Genomic DNA, 16,736 nt, shown 5'->3' on the forward strand with positions numbered 1-16,736 from the left:
GATAGAAAGCTTCATAGATTGTTTCGGCACTCACGCGCATGTCCTCGTCATCAGGAAAGTCAAGCCGGATTCGGCCTTAGTCCGCAAAAACGCCTTTCCAACACAGCATAACCCCAGGCCACAGCGTTAGGGGCCAGCAAACACGGGATTTGTTGTGAAAGTCGGGTGCTCACGCCGAGCCCAGCCGTCCTGGCTGCGGCTCGGTCTTTTTATGCCCCGGGTTGCTTGAAACCCCTGGCATAAATCCACCTACGGGTGAAAAGTCATGGTCTGTGAGCGAGATGTTTGCTCCTGGGGTATCAGGGATAAAAATCGCGTTATCTTTCGCCGTTTCGCGTTTTGACAGCGGCCGGCAATTATCAATAAAATACGGCCAGCACTGCTGTCTCGCGGCAGTCTCATCCTTTTACTCTTCCAAGGAGATTCCTATGCTCAAGCGTTCACTCGCGTCCTTCGCTGCCGTCGCCGTCTCCTCTGGTGCGGTTGTTGCGCCGGCGAATGCCGTGACTGTCACGGTCAATGATGATACGACCTGCACCATTAAGGTCACTGAAGAAGAAGCTAACTTGGCAGGCTTGACTCCGCCGGCAAACCTCAGCAAGGAACGAGCGGCTCAAATCAAAGCGGACTACGTAGATAATCAGCTGTCTGCCCTTGGCGCAGAAATAGTGAAGCTTGAAAAGGAACTGGCTGACTCCAAACTTGACGAACCGCACAAGAAGGAATTGGAGAGCAAGCTGGAGGAGAAAAGGAAGAGGTTCACCGTCAACAATAACTTGAAGAAGGCGCTGGAGGCGTGCAGCGACGGGAAGAACTACGACTCGAATCAGTCCGATGACCCGAAGCAGCCTGATGACTCGAAGCAGCCTGGTGGCTCGGATAAGCCTGGTGACTCGAATCAGCCTGGTGGCTCGAATAAGCCCGAGGACTCGAATACGCCCGGTGGCTCGGAAAAGCCCGAGGGTCCGAAGCAGCCCGAGGGTCCGAAGCAGCCCGAGGGTCCGAAACAGCCCGATGTCGAACGCGGTCTGTCTTCGATCGACGGAGCAGGAATCGGCGTCATAGTCGCGGTTCTCGGCATCCTGGCCGCCGCGCTGTCGTTCATTAAGCCGCTGCTCCCGGCTCAGCTGCGGGCTCTCCTGCCATAAGTAGGTACCCACTCCGGGCTCAGTAGCCACCCCCGCCGCGGTCTCAAAAGAGATTGTGCGCGGGGATTCGTGCTTTCCTGGTAAGCATAGGGCATGCTCGTGGCGATCTTAAGGCGTGTTTTCCCAGTACATGGGACATAAATGCATCTCGCAAGTCGGTAGAGGTCTAACAAAGTGAGACAATCGAGCGACATTTCTTGTTATGAGGGCGTGCTGTACGGCGCTGCGCCGACAAGTAACACTCGCCATAAAAAGACTGATGACTTTTACCTGACTTCCACGATTTGGTTTAGTCCGCGAGTTTCGGCTTAGTCTTCAAGGATTGTGGTGATGAGGTTCGTGGTTTCTTCGTTGATGTTGGGCGGGATGTCGTAGTGGTGTGTGCCGGTATCAATGGTGGTGTGGCGCAGTTCTTTAAGACGCGCTACTAGTTTCGGTGCGGTCACACCACTTGTGAGGTATATGTGCTTTGACATGGCTAAAGCCGCCATCATAACCGTCAGGTGGGCACGGATAGCGTCTTGCGTACGGTGGAGGATTGGTAGTGCTTGCAAATCGGTTTTCGCCATCCGGAAGGCGTTTTCGTTGTGGTAGAGCTCGTGGTAAAAGCTAATGACTGCTCGACCGGACAACTCTTCTTGGGACAGCTGGTGACGTAGCCTTTCCAGCCGGTTAGCGACAAGGATTTGTCGTAGGCTTTCTCGTTGACAGTAAGCTTCGCCCCAGCCTTGGACACGAACCGTGGAAGTCGAGTTGGTTTGGTGGCGTTGACGGCGGCTTTGGCTTTTTCTTTTTGCTTACAGGGTGAATACGCGTCGTACTTGTAGCGCTTGGGGCTCAATCCCACACACAAACCATCAGACACTCTCTCGCAGGCGGGCCCGTGCTGGTGGTAGTATGAGCAGCTCAGATTAAGAAAAACTGCTACTTATTTTTAAGGGCGAGGAAACCAACTTCATGGCACGTTTTATTGACCGCGTCGTACTTCACCTGCAAGCCGGCGACGGAGGCCACGGCTGCTCTTCGGTGCACCGTGAAAAGTTTAAGCCGCTGGGCGGTCCAGACGGCGGCAATGGCGGCCACGGAGGAGACATCCTGCTGGAGGTTTCCACACAGGTTCACACCCTGATGGACTTCCACTACCGTCCGCACCTGAAGTCCGGCCGCGGTAACAACGGTGCTGGTGACTGGCGCAATGGCGCCCGCGGCGAGGATCTCATCCTCGAGGTCCCGGCCGGCACCGTGGTCTACTCCGAGGACGGCGAGATGCTGGCGGACCTAACGGTTCCTGGCACCCGCTTCGTCGCCGCGGAAGGCGGTTTCGGTGGCCTTGGCAACGCAGCCCTAGCCTCTGCTGCCCGCAAGGCACCAGGCTTTGCGTTGCAGGGCGAGCCGGGCGAGGCCCGCGATCTGGTGTTGGAGCTTAAATCCATGGCAGATGTCGGCCTCGTCGGTTTCCCATCGGCCGGCAAGTCTTCCCTAATTTCCGTGCTTTCTGCGGCCAAGCCAAAGATTGGTGATTATCCGTTTACCACCCTGCAGCCGAACCTCGGCGTGGTGGACATGGGCTTTGAGTCCTTCACCATGGCCGATGTTCCAGGTCTTATCCCCGGCGCTGCTGACGGCAAAGGCCTCGGATTGGACTTCCTGCGCCACATCGAGCGCACCGCGGTGCTGGCTCACGTCGTTGACGTTGCCACCTTGGAGCCGGGCCGCGACCCGCTTTCCGATATTGAGGCGCTCGAGGAGGAGCTCGCAAAGTACCAAGAACTGCTGGACCAGGACACCGGCTTGGGCGATCTGCGGCAGCGCCCACGCATCATTATCTTGAACAAGGCGGATATTCGGGAGGCGGAAGAACTGGCCGAGTTCGTCAAACCAGAGCTGGAGGAGAAGTACGGTTGGCCCGTCTTCATCATTTCTGCGGTGGCACGCAAGGGCCTCGATCCGCTCAAGTACAAGCTGCTTGAAATGGTCAAGGAGCACCGCCGCACCCAGCCGAAGGTTAAGGCGGATAAGAACCACACCATCATTCGCCCACGTGGCGAGCGTAAGTCCGGCTCCCACGCTGACTTCACCGTGCGCCCTGATCCCGAGCTTGCCGGCGCCTTCGTAGTGGAGGGTGACAAGATCGAGCGCTGGATTGTGCAAACCGACTTCGAAAATGATGAAGCCATCGGCTACCTCGCTGACCGCTTGGCCAAGGCCGGTGTGGAAGATGAGCTGTTCAAGCAGGGCGCTGTTGAGGGCTGCCCGGTGACCATCGGCGGCATCACCTTCGAATGGGAGCCGATGACCGGCGGCCGTGCCACGGATGCCGGCCGCGGCTTCGACGGTCGCCTCGGCGGCACCGAGCGTGTTTCCGCCGCTGAGCGTAAGCGCGCTTCGCAGGCTCGCCGTGGTCTCATCGACGAGTATGACTTTGGCGATGACGAGAAGGTCACCCGCGAGCAGGCGAACCGCGATCGTTGGCAGGGCTAGGACCAAAGGTCTGTATGCTGGGATGGCATGACCTCTGACACATCAGATCGCCGTTCCATCCCCACTCTCAACGAGTCCTTCCCGGAGTATCCGCTGCCGCTAGAGCCCTCGCAGGGCAAGATTGCGCAGCCAGATTTCCCGGAATTAGGCGAACCCGCTGCATATCAATCCGAGCTGCGCAGCGAGCTAGCTCGGGCCAAGCGCATCGTGGTCAAGATTGGCTCCTCGTCTCTGACCAAGGACGATTTCACAACCTCTACCGAGAAGATCGACCGCATCGTCGACGCCATCTGTGCGCGCATGCAGGTCTCTGATGTCATCCTGGTTTCCTCGGGCGCGGTTGCCGCTGGCATTCGCCCGCTGGGGCTCAAGCGTCGCCCGCAGGATCTTGCTACCAAGCAGGCGGCTGCCGCGGTGGGGCAGGTGCACCTGGCTTATGAGTGGGGCGTGTCCTTCGCCCGCTATGGCCGCTCCATCGGGCAGGTACTTTTGACCGCCTCCGATACTGGGCAGCGTGATCGCGCGCGCAACGCGCAGCGCACCATCGACCGCCTACGCCAGCTCGGCATCGTGCCCATCGTTAATGAGAACGACACCGTCGCTACCTCGGAGATGCACTTCGGTGATAACGATCGCCTCTCTGCATTGGTGGCGAACTTGGTCGGTGCCGACGCACTGTTCCTCCTGTCTGACGTGGATGGCTTGTACGACAAGAACCCCTCTGAGCCCGGGGCCAAGTTCATCGAGGAGGTTCGCACGGGCAAGGACTTGAAGGGCGTCGTCGCTGGTGATGGCGGCCGCGTGGGCACCGGCGGCATGGCCACCAAGGTCGCCGCAGCGCGCATCGCCACGCGCGGAGGCATCCCTGTTCTGCTGACTGCGGCTGACAACATCGGGCGCGCGCTTGCCGACGCCTCCGTGGGCACCGTGTTCCACACCCGCCCCGAGCGCCATCTTTCGGCCTGGAAGTTCTGGGCTCTCTACTGTGCCGATACCGGCGGTGCTGTGCGCCTTGACGAGGGCGCGGTAGAGGCCGTGACCAGGGGAGGAAACTCCCTGCTGGCAGTTGGCGTCACCGAGGTCATCGGCGAGTTTAACGCCGGGGAAATCATCGACATCCTGGGACCCAAGGGCGAAAACATCGGCCGTGGCGAGGTGGGCTTTGACTCGAAGATTTTGCGCTCGGTCATCGGCCGCCACACCGAGGAGCTGCCCGAGGAGCTGCGCCGCCCAGTCGTGCACGCCGACTACCTTTCCAATTACGCGTCCCGAATCTAGACACTAGAAGCCAGAGAAACCCTAGGAGAAGACCATGAAATACGCTATGTTGCCGGAACAATGGGAAGAATCCATCGAGACCTTGCAGGGAGCTGGCCATGAGCTCGCGGAGCTTTCCGATGCCGACTTCCTCATCTACAACGGCGACGGCTCGGACTTCCCGTTGCCACTGCCGGAGAACATTAAGTTCGTGCAGATTCCGTCTGCAGGCGTAGACCATCTGCTCGACGTCATGAAGGAGACCGACGCCATCTGGTCCAACGCCGCTGGTGTATTCGATAACACCGTGGCGGAATCCACCATCGCGCTGCTGCTCGCGCAGCTGCATGCCCATCGCTATGTCAACGACACCTTCTCCAGCTACGAGGAGGTGCAGGATCACAAGACCTACCTGCACGAGGACAAGACTGTGGCGATCATCGGCGCCGGCGGTATCGGCAAGCGGCTCATCACGATGCTCTCTGGCTTTGGCCCGCGCATCATTGCCGTAAACCGGTCCGGCAACGCGGTGCCAGGCGCGGATGAGACCTATCCCATCTCCGAGGTGGACAAGGTTTGGCCTGAGGCCGACTACTTTGTGCTCATCGCGCCGCTTACCCCGCAGACCCACCACATGGTCAACAAAAACGTGTTTGCCCAGATGCCGAATCACGCGGTGGTGGTCAACGTGGGCCGTGGCCCGCTCATCAGTACCGAGGATCTTTTGGCAGCGCTGGACTCTGGCGAGATTGCCGGCGCAGCGCTCGATGTCACTGAGCCGGAGCCGCTCCCGGATGATCACCCGCTGTGGAAGGACCCGCGGGTGGTCATTACACCGCACATTGCCAATACCCGTAACTCGGTGCGTCGCCACTTGGGAGCACACACCGCAAAGGTGGCCGCGGCCTTTGAGGCTGGCGAGGAAATTCCTACCCGTGTAGATCCGAACGCTGGCTATTAAAGTGCAAAAGCATGGGCAAAGACATTCGCGTAGGAGACGCCGAACGCCACAATGCCCTAGACCTCCTCAGCACCCACTTCGCTAACGGTCTCATCGACATCAACGAGTTCGAAGACCGCACAGAAAAGGCGGCTGTTGCGCGTACCCGCGGCGGGTTAGTCCACGGCATCGATGCCGTCGTTTGGTCAGCTGCGATGATCCTCTTCTTCCTGGGTCTTTTCGTCTTCGACTGGAGCTATTTCTGGGTTGTCTTCCCGATTGCAGGTATCGCCTCGTGGGGTGTCAGGGAGGCGGTCAAGCTCTCCGACGACGACGAAAAACTTTATGAGGAATTGAAAAAGAAGGATGACAAAGACCGGGCCGAGCGCCTACGTCTGGCAGCCGAGCGCCGCAAGGAGCTGGGGCAGTAGTCCGCGGGGGCCGCGGGGGAGTGGCTGCGCGTCTGGGCTATAGCCGTGCGTGACATCCACCGCGGATAACCATGCTGTAGGGGATGAGTTTCTTTAGAGGATTTTATTTAGCTTTAAAGTGACCTAAATAAAACTCGGGGGGACCATTTTCCGGGTCTACGTGAGTGGTTGTATTCTCGTACGTGTTCAATTTAGCTAAGCCTAAGTTGGCTTGGCTATTGTTCGTGAGTAAAGGACTTTCTTTCATGACCCATTTCAACGTGCCCAAGTACTCCGTCCGCATTGCGGCAGCTACCTTGGCCATGCTTGCCTCCGCGACTGCGTTGAGCGCGTGCAGCAACAGCGAAGACACCTCCGCGTCCACCGGCTCTACCGGCGCCGCGGGGGACACTGCTGTGACCATCACTGACGTCGCTGGCCGCGAGGTCACCTTCGACAAGCAGCCAGAGCGTATCGTTCTGGGCGAAGGCCGCGGGCTCTTCGCCACCTCGATCCTCAACCGTGAAGACCCACTCGCCAACATTGTGGCAGTGGGCAAGGATCTCCACCAGGCTGCGCCCAGCTTCGAGTCCAAGTTCGCCGAAACCAATGCGGCGTACAAGGATCTGCCGACTATCGGCAACATCGCCAAGGGCGACGTAACCGTCGAAAACCTCCTGGCACAAAAGCCGGACGTCGTGGTCATGACCCTCGACCACAAGAAGGCTGCGGAGAAGTCCGGCTTCCTGGACAAGATGGATCAGGCCGGTCTGAAGTACGTCTTCACCGACTTCCGTCAGAAGCCATTGGAAAACACCCCGAAGTCCATGGAAGTCTTCGGCCAGCTCCTCGGCCAGGAGGACAAGGCCGCAGAGTTCAACAAGTTCTATACCGGCAAGGTAGATGACATCAAGTCCCGCGCAGAAAAGGCTGGCAACAAGCCGCGCACCCTGGTCTGGCGCGCAGCGGGCCTGAAGGATTGCTGCTCCACGGTCAAGGACTCTAACCTAGGTGACCTGGTTAATGCCGCCGGCGGTGAGAACCTGGGCGATAGCCTGCTGGACACCGAGTCTGGAGACCTTACCGCAGAAAAGGTGCTTGCTGAGCAGCCAGAGCACATCATCGCCACCGGCGGCGCATGGGCCAAGGACCCGGAAAAGCCGGAGGTCCTGCCGCACGTGGAGATGGGTTACGCGGCCAAGGAAGAAAAGGCGCAGGAGACCCTCGAAGGCCTGCTCAAGACCCCGGGCTTTGATCAGCTTGAGGCCCCAAAGGAAGGCAACTTCCACGCTGTCTACCACCAGTTCTACGATTCGCCTTTCAACGTCTTCGCCCTGGAGCAGTTTGCCGTGTGGATGCACCCAGAAACCTTCAAGGACTTAGACCCAGAAAAAGACTTCGCTGACTTCCACGACAAGTGGCTGCCCATCGACTACAGCGGCGTTTTCTTCACCACCAAAGACGCACACAAGCACTAGAAAATGGCACTTTTGACCTCTTCTGATCGTTCGCAGACTGACCAGAAAACCGAAACCAACCAGGTAATCGCCGAGTACCGAAGCAATAACTTACGCAAGGTACTCACCATCGGTGGACTGGTGCTGGCTGCCTTCGTGGCCTTCGTTGTCGCCACGGTGGTCGGCCCGATTCACCTTTCCCCGATGGAGATGTTGCGTGGCATTTTCTTACCGGGCCAGGTGGATGAAACCACCCGCACGGTCCTGTGGAACCTGCGTCTACCGGCGTCGGTTATGGCCGTGCTCATCGGCGCCGCATTGGCGCTATCCGGCGCGCACATGCAGACCATTCTGGATAACCCTTTGGCCGAGCCTTTCACCTTGGGTATTTCCGCCGCCGCGGCTTTCGGTGGCGCGGCCTCAATCGTGTTGGGCTGGACCGTGCTGGGGAATCCGCAGTTCAATCTCGCGGCCGTCGCTTGGCTGTCGGCTCTCGTGGCTGTGGCCATCGTCGCAGGTGCGGCGGTGTGGCGCGGCGCTAGTGCGGAGTCAATGATTCTGCTCGGCATCGCCCTGGTCTTCCTCTTCCAGGCGCTGCTTTCGCTGATGCAATACAGCGCCTCGACTGAGGCCCTGCAGCAGATCGTCTTTTGGACCATGGGCTCACTGCAGCGCGCGAACTGGGTGTCCAACCTGATCATCGCCGCCACCTTGCTCATCGCTGTGCCCTTCACCGTCTTCAACGCGTGGAAACTCACGGCGCTGCGCCTGGGCGATGAGCGCGCGGCAGCGCTGGGCATCAACGTGCAGCGGCTGCGCGTTTCCACCCTCGTGGTGGCATCCTTGCTGGCCGCAAGTGCCGTTGCTTTCGCCGGAATCATTGGCTTCATCGGCTTGGTTGGCCCACATGTGGCGCGCCTTCTGGTGGGCGAGGATCAGCGTTTCTTCGCTCCGGCCTCCATGGCAGCGGGCGCGATGCTGCTGGCGGGTGCCCACGCGGTATCCATCACCATCATCCCCGGCGTTGCCGTGCCCATCGGCATCATCACCGCTCTTGTTGGCGTTCCTTTCTTCGTGCTGCTCATCTTCACCAAGAGGAGGATCAAGTGCTGAAAGTAGAACAAGCATGCGTGAACTTTGGTAAACGGGAGGTTCTAAAGGGCGTTGACCTCCCAGAACCAGGCCCCGGCACCATCGTCGGCCTTATCGGTCCGAATGCCGCGGGCAAGTCCACCTTGGTCAAAACCATCGCTGGCATCCAAAAACTAACTTCGGGTACGTGCGATACCGGTGATGCCACCGTGGGCTACGTGCCGCAGGACCTTTTGACCAGCGCCTCCCTGACCGCCTTTGAATCGGTGGTCATCTCCGCTAAGCGCGGTTCGGCCAACGCCTTGGAATCGGCGGTTGAGGCGCTCGAAAAGCTCGGCATCGTGCATCTCGCGCACCGCTACGTCCACCAGCTCTCGGGCGGCCAGCGCCAGCTCGTTGCCGTGGCGCAGATGCTGGCCCGCGAGCCGGATCTGATGCTGTTGGATGAGCCGACCTCCGCGCTCGACCTGCGCCACCAGGTGCATCTGCTGGATACCTTGCGCAAGGAGGTCTCCCGCGGGGCGGTGGCGTTGGTAGCTATCCATGATCTCAACCTGGCCGCGCGCTATTGCGATGAGCTCGTGGTTCTCCACGGCGGCCGCGTGCATGCCCATGGAACGCCCGCAGAGGTGCTGAACACCGAGCTGTTGGGTGAGGTCTATGGCATCCGCGCTCGAGTCATCGATGACGAAGGCGTGCCCATGGTCTGTCCTGTCGAGGCTAACTTCAGTAAGCTTGAGCCTCATGAGCCAACTCACTCGCGATGAAGAACGAGACCAAGTACTAAAACTGGCACGTCAGGCGAAGAAAGTTGCGCCGCGGTTCGCGCAGCTTTCTACCCCGCGCAAGAATGAGATTCTTCTGCGCGCCGCTGAAAACCTGGTGGCCCGCACCCCTGAGATCCTCGAGGCCAATGAGCGCGACGTCGCCGCTGGCCGCGCGGCCGGGATGAATGATTCTTTAATCGACAGGCTCTCGCTTGACGCCACGCGCGTCGAAGGTATCGCCGGCGGCCTGCGCCAGGTCGCCGCCCTGCAGGACCCAGTAGGGGAGGTACTGCGGGGCCACACCATGGACAACGGCATCCAGATGAAGCAGGTGCGCGTGCCGCTCGGCGTCATGGGCATGGTCTACGAGGCCCGCCCGAACGTCACGGTGGATGCCTTTGGCCTTGCGCTCAAGTCTGGCAACGTGCCGCTGCTGCGCGGATCTAAGTCCGCACGCAACTCCAACGAGCAGCTCGTGGAGATCCTCCAGGACACCCTGGCGCACTTCGACCTTCCGCGCGAGGGCGTGCAACTCCTGCCGTGCGAGAGCCACGATTCGGTGCAGGATCTCATCACAGCGCGCGGGCTTGTCGACGTCGTGATTCCCCGTGGTTCTGCTCGCCTCATCAATGCGGTGGTGGAGGGCGCTACCGTCCCTGCCATTGAGACCGGCACCGGCAATTGCCACTTCTACATCGATGCCAGCGCTGACCTCGACAAGGCCATCGCCATGGTTATCAACGGCAAGACCCGCCGCCCTTCGGTTTGTAACTCCACCGAGTGCGTGCTGCTCGACACCGCGCTTGCCGACGCCGCGAGACTCCGCGTCATCACCTCCCTTCAGGAGGCGGGCGTGGTTATCCATGGTGACGTTGCTGAGCTCGAGCAATTCGGCGTGGCCAATGCCGTGGAAGCAACCGACGAGGAATGGCGCGAGGAGTTCTTAAGCAACGATATCTGCGCCAAGGTCGTGGAAGGTGTCGATGACGCCATCGCGCACATCGCCGAGTACACCACCGGCCACACCGAGGGTATCGCCGCCCAGGACGCCGATGTTCTGCTTAAGTTCGCCAACGAGATCGATGCCGCCGCCGTCATGCTCAATGCCTCCACCGCCTTTACCGACGGCGAGGTTTATGGCATGGGTGCGGAGATCGGTATCTCCACCCAGAAGCTGCATGCTCGCGGTCCGATGGCGTTGCCGGAGCTGACCTCCACAAAGTGGATTCTGCAGGGAAGCGGTCAAACTCGACCTTAAAATATGTCTCTATCTCTTTTTCACCCAGGCGCCCACGCCCGCGGATGGGCAGAAGGTGCACGTATAATCTCCACTCATGACTAGTCCACAGCGCATTGGAATCATGGGCGGCACCTTCGACCCCATCCACAATGGCCACCTCGTGGCCGCCAGTGAGGTGGCCTACCGCTTCCAGCTGGACCAAGTAGTCTTCGTGCCCACCGGCCAGCCGTGGCAGAAGGCGGGGCGCGACGTCACCGCAGCCGAGCATCGCTACCTGATGACCATGGTGGCAACCGCCTCGAATCCGCGTTTTACCGTCTCCCGCGTCGACATCGACCGCAAGGGCCCCACCTACACCATCGATACCCTGCGTGACCTGCGCGAGCTTTTCCCTGATGCCGAGCTCTATTTCATCACCGGCGCCGATTCCCTGGCCTCGATCATGAGCTGGCGCGATTGGGAGGTCATGCTAGAGATGGCCAACTTCGTCGGCGTCACCCGCCCCGGCTACGAGCTCAGCAAGGATATGCTGCCGCTGGAATCCCAAACCGGGATCGAACTCATCGAAATTCCCGCCATGGCCATTTCTTCCACCGATTGCCGCGAGCGCGCCAGGGAAGGCGAGCCGGTGTGGTACCTCGTGCCGGATGGGGTTGTGCAATACATCGCTAAGAACAATCTTTATGGCCCTAATCCTGATAAGCCTTTATAGAATTTGGGAAAAGAATTCACGGAAATAGCCAAACGCACCTCTCACGTGCGAAACTGGCAGAACTAAAAAGTTTTTGAAGATATTTGAAGGAAAGCACATGTCCGTTACTGATGTAGCCCGCAAGATGGCTGAAACCGCGGCGCACGCTGCTGACGAGAAGCTGGCCACGAACATCGTGGCCATCGACGTCTCTGACGTGCTTGCTATCACCGAGATCTTCGTGCTGGCATCCGCCGAGACCGAGCGCCAGGTGGCCTCCATCGTGGAGGAAATCGAGGACGAGCTGACCAAGCTTGGCCATGAGCCAAAGCGCCGCGAAGGCAACCGCGAAAACCGCTGGGTACTGCTGGATTATGGCCACATCGTCATCCACGTCCAGCGCAACGACCAGCGCGAGTTCTACGGCCTGGACCGCCTGTACCACGACTGCCCGATCATCGAGATCGACGGCATCGAGACCCCAGAGCGCCCAGGCGAGTGGTCCAACGAGGTAAACCTGCGTGAAGTCGAGTCCATTGACGAGATCCCGCTGGCTCAGCCGGAGCCGGAAGAGGACGAGGAGTACTAAAACCTTGGTTCGCCGTCTTATTCTGATCCGTCACGGTCAGACCACCTATAACGCCACCGGCCGCATGCAGGGCCACCTGGACACCAAGCTGTCCGCGGTGGGTTATGAGCAGGCCAAGGGCGCGGCGGCGATGCTCAGAGACAAAAACATCTCGGCCATCGTGTGCTCGGATCTCATCCGTGCCCGCGAGACCGCGCGCGTCATCGGCGAGGAGCTCGGGCTTGAGCCTTCCATCGACGCCCGCCTGCGCGAGACCAACCTGGGCGACTGGCAGGGGATGAGTTCCGTCGAGGTCGACGAGGAGTTCCCTGGCGCACGCGCCATCTGGCGCCACGATCCCACCTGGGCGCCGCCGCAGGGCGAGTCGAGGGTGGACGTCGCCAAGCGTGCCCGCCCCGTCATCGACGAGCTCATGCGCACCCATGACTGGAGCCCGGGCCCCGTGCTCGTGGTCGGACATGGAGGCGCGATTTCCGCGTTGACCTGCAACCTTCTGGGCCTCGAGCACAATCAATACGGCATCCTTTCAGGACTTAAAAACACCCACTGGTCCCAGCTGACAGCCCGCCCGGACTTCAATCCGGGCAATCCCACTTCCTCCCTGGAGTTCACCCCGGACAACGTCGATGGCGCCAAGTGGTACTTCGACGGCTGGAACATGGGCGCGCACGTGGTCGGCGGAGCGGGGGCGGACGTCTAGTGTCCGTTCGCATTGTCACTGACTCTGCTGCTGGTCTGTCCCAAGAAATCGTGGAGCAACTCCAGATCCAGGTTCTTGATCTGCACGTCATGGATACCGAGGGCGAGCAATCTACCTCGGGCCTGACCTCCTTAGAGCTGGCTGCCGCCTATGGTCGGCAGATGGAACGCGCCAACGACGCCGGCGTGGTGGCCATTCACCTGTCCAAGGAACTGTCCTCCACGTGGTCGGCCGCGGTCACCGCGTCCGGCGTGTTCCCGGATACCGTCAAAGTGATCGACTCTGGCTCCGCCGGCATGGTCATGGGCGCGGCGGCAATGGCTGCTGCCAAGCTTGCCCAGGAAGGTGCCTCGCTGGAGGAATGCCACGCCGCGGCCGTTGACACCGTCAAGCGCGGCAAAACCTGGGTCTACCTCAACTCCACGGAGGACTTGCGCCGCTCGGGTCGCCTTTCTGCCACCACCGCCATGTTGTCCACAGCACTCCTGGCTACCAAGCCGATCATGTCCATCGTGGGTGGCAAGCTGGAGTTGGTGGGCAAGACGCGTACGCAGACCAAGGCCTTCACCAAGCTCGTGGACCTCATTGCCTCCCGCGCGGACGGCGACCCGGTATTTGTGGCTTTGCAGCACAACGACGCCGAAGAACCTGCTGAGCGTCTGCTTGAGCTGCTCGAAATGGCTTTGCCGGAGGGCTCGTCCTTCATGCTGGAAGAGCTGACGGACGTCCTCGCGGTCCACGCTGGCCCTGGCGCCATCGGCGTCTCCGTGGTCTTTAGCAAGGAGACCCCAGACAAGCCGCATTCCTTCTTCGCGCCACGAAAGCCTGCGGAGAAGTAACCTATTTGTTGACGCGCTCAACAAGTTATCCACAACTTTGAGAATTGACCCTCGACTTTCGGGCGCCGCCTTCGTAGCGTCGAGGGCATGCCCCACATCAGCGACCGCCTTCGCGAGCTCTCCCGTCCCACAGGGGAGGAGGATCTCCTCACCGTCAGCTATCCACGCCCGCGCATTTCCGTGCCGCCGTGGATTGCGTGCACCATCGCTGTCCTGGTGGCCGCGGGAATTTTGGTGTGGCTGGGGATTTCCTCGCGCGCGGAGCCCTATGCCGCGACCAGCCCCACCTCCTCGACTCCTGCGCCAAGCTCCCTCGTGGTCTCCGTGGTGGGGGAGGTGGACAACCCTGGCCTGGTCACGGTGGCACCTGATGCGCGCATTGCCGACGCCCTCGACCACGCCCGGCCCAAGCCCGGCATCGATCTCCGCAACCTCAACTTGGCCAAACGGCTGACCGACGGCGAGCAAATAGTCGTCGGCATGCCTGCGCCCGTGCCAGGATCCGCTGGCGAACCTGGCCAAGGTCCGCTGAGCCTCAACGCCGCCACGAAAGAACAGCTCATGGACTTAAAAGGCGTCGGCGAGGTGACCGCGGAGGCCATCATCGCGCACCGCGAGGAAATCGGTGGCTTCAGCTCAGTGGAGCAGCTTATGGACATCAGCGGCATCGGCCCGGCCAAGTTCGAAGGCCTCAAGGACCAGGTCCAGCCATGAAGCAGCTGCGCCTGTTGCCGGCCGCATGTGCGGTGTGGGCGGCCACGCTGCTGGCCTTGCACGGCAACTGGTGCATTGTGGTGCCAGTCCTCGCCCTCGTATTGTGGCGGTGGCAACGGGGCCAGGCAATCTTGTGCGCTGCTTTGAGTGCGCTTGCGATTGTGGTCACCAAGGTGCGGCTGGCGCGCGCAGTGCCGCTTGGCGACGTCCTCACCGGCACCGTCATCTCCGATCCCTCCGAGACCCGCGGCGGCTGGTTGCTGCGTTTGCGCGTGCCGGGCTACCCCTTCCAGGTTCCGGTATTCGCGGATGATCCTGCTCCCAGTGGGGCAGAGGTCACCGTCTCCCATGGGCGGCTGACGAGCTTGACGCCGCCGGACTCGTTGGCCGCGCACGTGGCGGAGAACTTCCGCGAGCTCGTGGTCACCACAGTGGGCCCTTCCTCGCAGGGACTGCTGCCCGGCATGGTGTTGGGCGACACCACCCTGCAGGATGCCGCGGAGAAGCAGCTCTACATTGATACCGGCTTGTCTCACCTAAGCGCGGTCTCCGGCTCCAACGTGGCGATTGTCTGTAGTGCTGCGGCCCTGTTGGTGAAGGGCCCACGGCTGCGTGTAGCGGCGTCGTTAGCCGCGCTCGTGGTGTTTGTGCTCCTCGTCGGGTTTGAGCCCTCCGTCCAACGTGCCGCCGTGATGGGCCTGGTGGGGTTGCTCGCGGTGCTCAACTCTTCCCGGATGGAGCCGATGCATGGCCTGAGCCTGGCGATAATCGTGCTGCTTTTCATCGACAGCGAGCTGTGTTCTAGCTTTGGCTTTGCACTCTCCGTGGTCGCGACTGCGGGAATCGTGGTGGTCTCGCCCTTGCTCTACCGGCACCTCGCGGTGATCGGCTGGCCCGACATCTTTATCCGTGCCCTTGCCGTAGCCATCGCCGCGGACCTAGTGACAATGCCGATTGTGGCGTTGATGGCGGGGGAAGTCTCCGTGGTCTCGGTACTGGCCAACGTCCTAGTCGCCCCCGCCACGGCGCCGGTGACCATCCTCGGACTCATAGCCGCCATCTTCGCCCAGCTAGGGCCGCTCTCCGTCTTGGGTGCGGGCCTGCTCGCCGTGGCGGAACCCTTTACTTGGTGGATCAACACTATCGCTCACGGCTGCACCGGGCTTCCTCTCAACACCGTGGCCGCCAGCCCGTTCCTCGTGCTGCTGGCCTATGGCTGGGTGGTGGCCGGCATTATTTATCGCCGCCCACTGCTGACCCTTTTGTGCGTGATTGCGGTCCTCGTCCCGCGGCACCTGGAGACACCGCAGAAACCTGTGCACGTGGTTGCCACGGAGGAGGATGTTTATCCGATCCCGCCGGGCACCTGCTCCATCGTGGTTACCGAAGACTCCCCGCCGGACTATCCCACCCGCACTCCTGAAGGCATCCCGGTGTTCTACCGCTAGAATTGCACCCATGCAGCAAGTCCACCTCATCCTTGGCGACGACGAATTCCTCACTGAACGCGCCCGACTTTCCATCCAGAAAGCGGCCGGGGAGGGCGTCGAGGTGGTGCGCCTGAAAGCCTCTGAGGTCTCCGAAGGCGAGATCGCCATGGCCACCAGCCCGTCACTGTTTGGTGACAACCGCGTCATCGTCATCAGCGACGTGGAAAAGGTGGGCAAGGAACTGACCCAGGTCCTGCTCACTGCGGTCGCTGATCCTGGACCGGGCATGACCTTGGTGCTCATCTACACCGTCACCGCAAAGACACTGAAGGGCAAGAAGAAACCACCGGAGATCGTGGCCAAGCTGCGAAAGGTGGGCGAGGTGCACGAGGTCTTCTCGCTGTATCCCAACGAGCTGGGCTCTTGGGCCACCCGCGAGTTCGCCTCCCACGGCGTACGGCCGACCCCTGACGTGGTGCAGGCTGTCCTCGACGGCGTGGGCTCTGACCTGCGCGAGCTGGCCTCGGCCATCTCCCAGCTGGTCTTTGACACCAACGGCAACGTCACTCGTGAGGCCGTGCACAACTACTACGTGGGCATCGCTGAGGTGGCCAACTGGGACATTGCCGACGCCGCCGTGGCCGGCCGCGTCGAGGCGGCCGTGTCTACCTGCCGCCGCGCGCTCCAGCTTGGCGCCTCCCCGGTGGCTATTGCCGCGGCTCTCGCCAATAAGGTCGGCGCCATCGCCCGCCTTTACTCAGCCCGCGGCGACCAATACTCCCTGGCCAAGGACACCGGGCTGGCCCCTTACGTGGTGAAGATGACTCAGCCGGTAGCGCGCCGCTGGTCTGAGGACAACGTCAACAAGGCGGTCATCCTCATGGCGGAGCTCGACGCCGCAGTCAAGGGCCAAGGCGGCGATGAGGACTTTGCCATTGAGGCAGCCGTGCGCCGGGTCGCTGAACTCGCGCGATAGACTTG

The 16,736-nt window shown here is 61.0% G+C and carries 17 protein-coding genes; 16 read left to right on the forward strand and 1 reads right to left on the reverse strand.

Going from position 1 to position 16,736, the window contains the following annotated elements; translation table 11 throughout:
* The first annotated feature begins 428 nt into the window (after positions 1–428).
* Positions 429–1,148, forward strand: a complete 720-nt coding sequence (locus tag HMPREF3153_RS04370) for a hypothetical protein (RefSeq protein WP_070420126.1) — start codon at positions 429–431, stop codon at positions 1,146–1,148.
* 308 nt (positions 1,149–1,456) lie between these two features.
* Here HMPREF3153_RS04370 and HMPREF3153_RS12610 read toward each other — a convergent pair whose 3' ends face one another.
* Positions 1,457–1,624 (reverse strand): hypothetical protein, encoded by a 168-nt coding sequence (locus HMPREF3153_RS12610; protein ID WP_240927054.1) that lies wholly within the window; start codon positions 1,622–1,624, stop codon positions 1,457–1,459.
* 481 nt (positions 1,625–2,105) lie between these two features.
* Between HMPREF3153_RS12610 and obgE the strand changes: the two genes are divergently transcribed.
* The 15 genes from obgE (at position 2,106) to holA (ending at position 16,731) form a co-directional block, all read left to right on the forward strand.
* Positions 2,106–3,629, forward strand: a complete 1,524-nt coding sequence (gene obgE, locus HMPREF3153_RS04380; RefSeq protein WP_005528303.1) for a GTPase ObgE — start codon at positions 2,106–2,108, stop codon at positions 3,627–3,629.
* Positions 3,630–3,656: 27 nt separating this feature from the next.
* Positions 3,657–4,907 carry a glutamate 5-kinase gene (proB, locus tag HMPREF3153_RS04385; protein WP_005528305.1) on the forward strand — a complete coding sequence of 417 codons (1,251 nt, stop codon included), beginning with the start codon at positions 3,657–3,659 and terminating at the stop codon, positions 4,905–4,907.
* A 34-nt stretch (positions 4,908–4,941) separates the two neighbouring features.
* Positions 4,942–5,847 (forward strand): D-isomer specific 2-hydroxyacid dehydrogenase family protein, encoded by a 906-nt coding sequence (locus HMPREF3153_RS04390; RefSeq protein ID WP_070420127.1) that lies wholly within the window; start codon positions 4,942–4,944, stop codon positions 5,845–5,847.
* A gap of 11 nt (positions 5,848–5,858) precedes the next feature.
* Positions 5,859–6,257: a DUF1707 SHOCT-like domain-containing protein gene (locus tag HMPREF3153_RS04395; protein ID WP_046646209.1), complete on the forward strand. Its 399-nt coding sequence runs from the start codon at positions 5,859–5,861 to the stop codon at positions 6,255–6,257.
* A 245-nt stretch (positions 6,258–6,502) separates the two neighbouring features.
* Entirely contained in the window at positions 6,503–7,714 is a 1,212-nt protein-coding gene (locus tag HMPREF3153_RS04400; RefSeq protein WP_049063160.1) for an ABC transporter substrate-binding protein, read from the forward strand.
* Positions 7,715–7,717: 3 nt separating this feature from the next.
* Positions 7,718–8,806 carry a FecCD family ABC transporter permease gene (locus HMPREF3153_RS04405; RefSeq protein WP_005528313.1) on the forward strand — a complete coding sequence of 363 codons (1,089 nt, stop codon included), beginning with the start codon at positions 7,718–7,720 and terminating at the stop codon, positions 8,804–8,806.
* Positions 8,800–9,552: an ABC transporter ATP-binding protein gene (locus HMPREF3153_RS04410; RefSeq protein ID WP_046646211.1), complete on the forward strand. Its 753-nt coding sequence runs from the start codon at positions 8,800–8,802 to the stop codon at positions 9,550–9,552. The genes HMPREF3153_RS04405 and HMPREF3153_RS04410 overlap by 7 nt, the downstream gene beginning before the upstream one ends.
* The gene (locus tag HMPREF3153_RS04415) at positions 9,530–10,810 is read left to right on the forward strand and encodes a glutamate-5-semialdehyde dehydrogenase (protein WP_070420128.1); all 1,281 of its coding nucleotides are present in this window, start codon (positions 9,530–9,532) and stop codon (positions 10,808–10,810) included. The genes HMPREF3153_RS04410 and HMPREF3153_RS04415 overlap by 23 nt, the downstream gene beginning before the upstream one ends.
* A gap of 76 nt (positions 10,811–10,886) precedes the next feature.
* Positions 10,887–11,504, forward strand: a complete 618-nt coding sequence (gene nadD, locus HMPREF3153_RS04420; RefSeq protein WP_005528316.1) for a nicotinate-nucleotide adenylyltransferase — start codon at positions 10,887–10,889, stop codon at positions 11,502–11,504.
* Positions 11,505–11,601: 97 nt separating this feature from the next.
* The gene (rsfS, locus tag HMPREF3153_RS04425) at positions 11,602–12,072 is read left to right on the forward strand and encodes a ribosome silencing factor (protein WP_005528318.1); all 471 of its coding nucleotides are present in this window, start codon (positions 11,602–11,604) and stop codon (positions 12,070–12,072) included.
* A gap of 4 nt (positions 12,073–12,076) precedes the next feature.
* Positions 12,077–12,772 (forward strand): histidine phosphatase family protein, encoded by a 696-nt coding sequence (locus HMPREF3153_RS04430; RefSeq protein ID WP_070420129.1) that lies wholly within the window; start codon positions 12,077–12,079, stop codon positions 12,770–12,772.
* Positions 12,772–13,611 (forward strand): DegV family protein, encoded by an 840-nt coding sequence (locus tag HMPREF3153_RS04435; RefSeq protein ID WP_070420130.1) that lies wholly within the window; start codon positions 12,772–12,774, stop codon positions 13,609–13,611. The genes HMPREF3153_RS04430 and HMPREF3153_RS04435 overlap by 1 nt, the downstream gene beginning before the upstream one ends.
* An 87-nt stretch (positions 13,612–13,698) precedes the next feature.
* A complete protein-coding gene (locus HMPREF3153_RS04440; protein ID WP_046646212.1) occupies positions 13,699–14,325 on the forward strand; it encodes a ComEA family DNA-binding protein in 627 nt (208 codons plus the stop codon).
* Positions 14,322–15,773: a ComEC/Rec2 family competence protein gene (locus HMPREF3153_RS04445; protein WP_070420154.1), complete on the forward strand. Its 1,452-nt coding sequence runs from the start codon at positions 14,322–14,324 to the stop codon at positions 15,771–15,773. The genes HMPREF3153_RS04440 and HMPREF3153_RS04445 overlap by 4 nt, the downstream gene beginning before the upstream one ends.
* A gap of 10 nt (positions 15,774–15,783) precedes the next feature.
* The gene (gene holA / locus HMPREF3153_RS04450) at positions 15,784–16,731 is read left to right on the forward strand and encodes a DNA polymerase III subunit delta (RefSeq protein WP_172953403.1); all 948 of its coding nucleotides are present in this window, start codon (positions 15,784–15,786) and stop codon (positions 16,729–16,731) included.
* Positions 16,732–16,736 lie beyond the last annotated feature (5 nt).

Source organism: Corynebacterium sp. HMSC06C06 (genome assembly GCF_001807295.1).
Taxonomy (GTDB): domain Bacteria; phylum Actinomycetota; class Actinomycetes; order Mycobacteriales; family Mycobacteriaceae; genus Corynebacterium; species Corynebacterium striatum.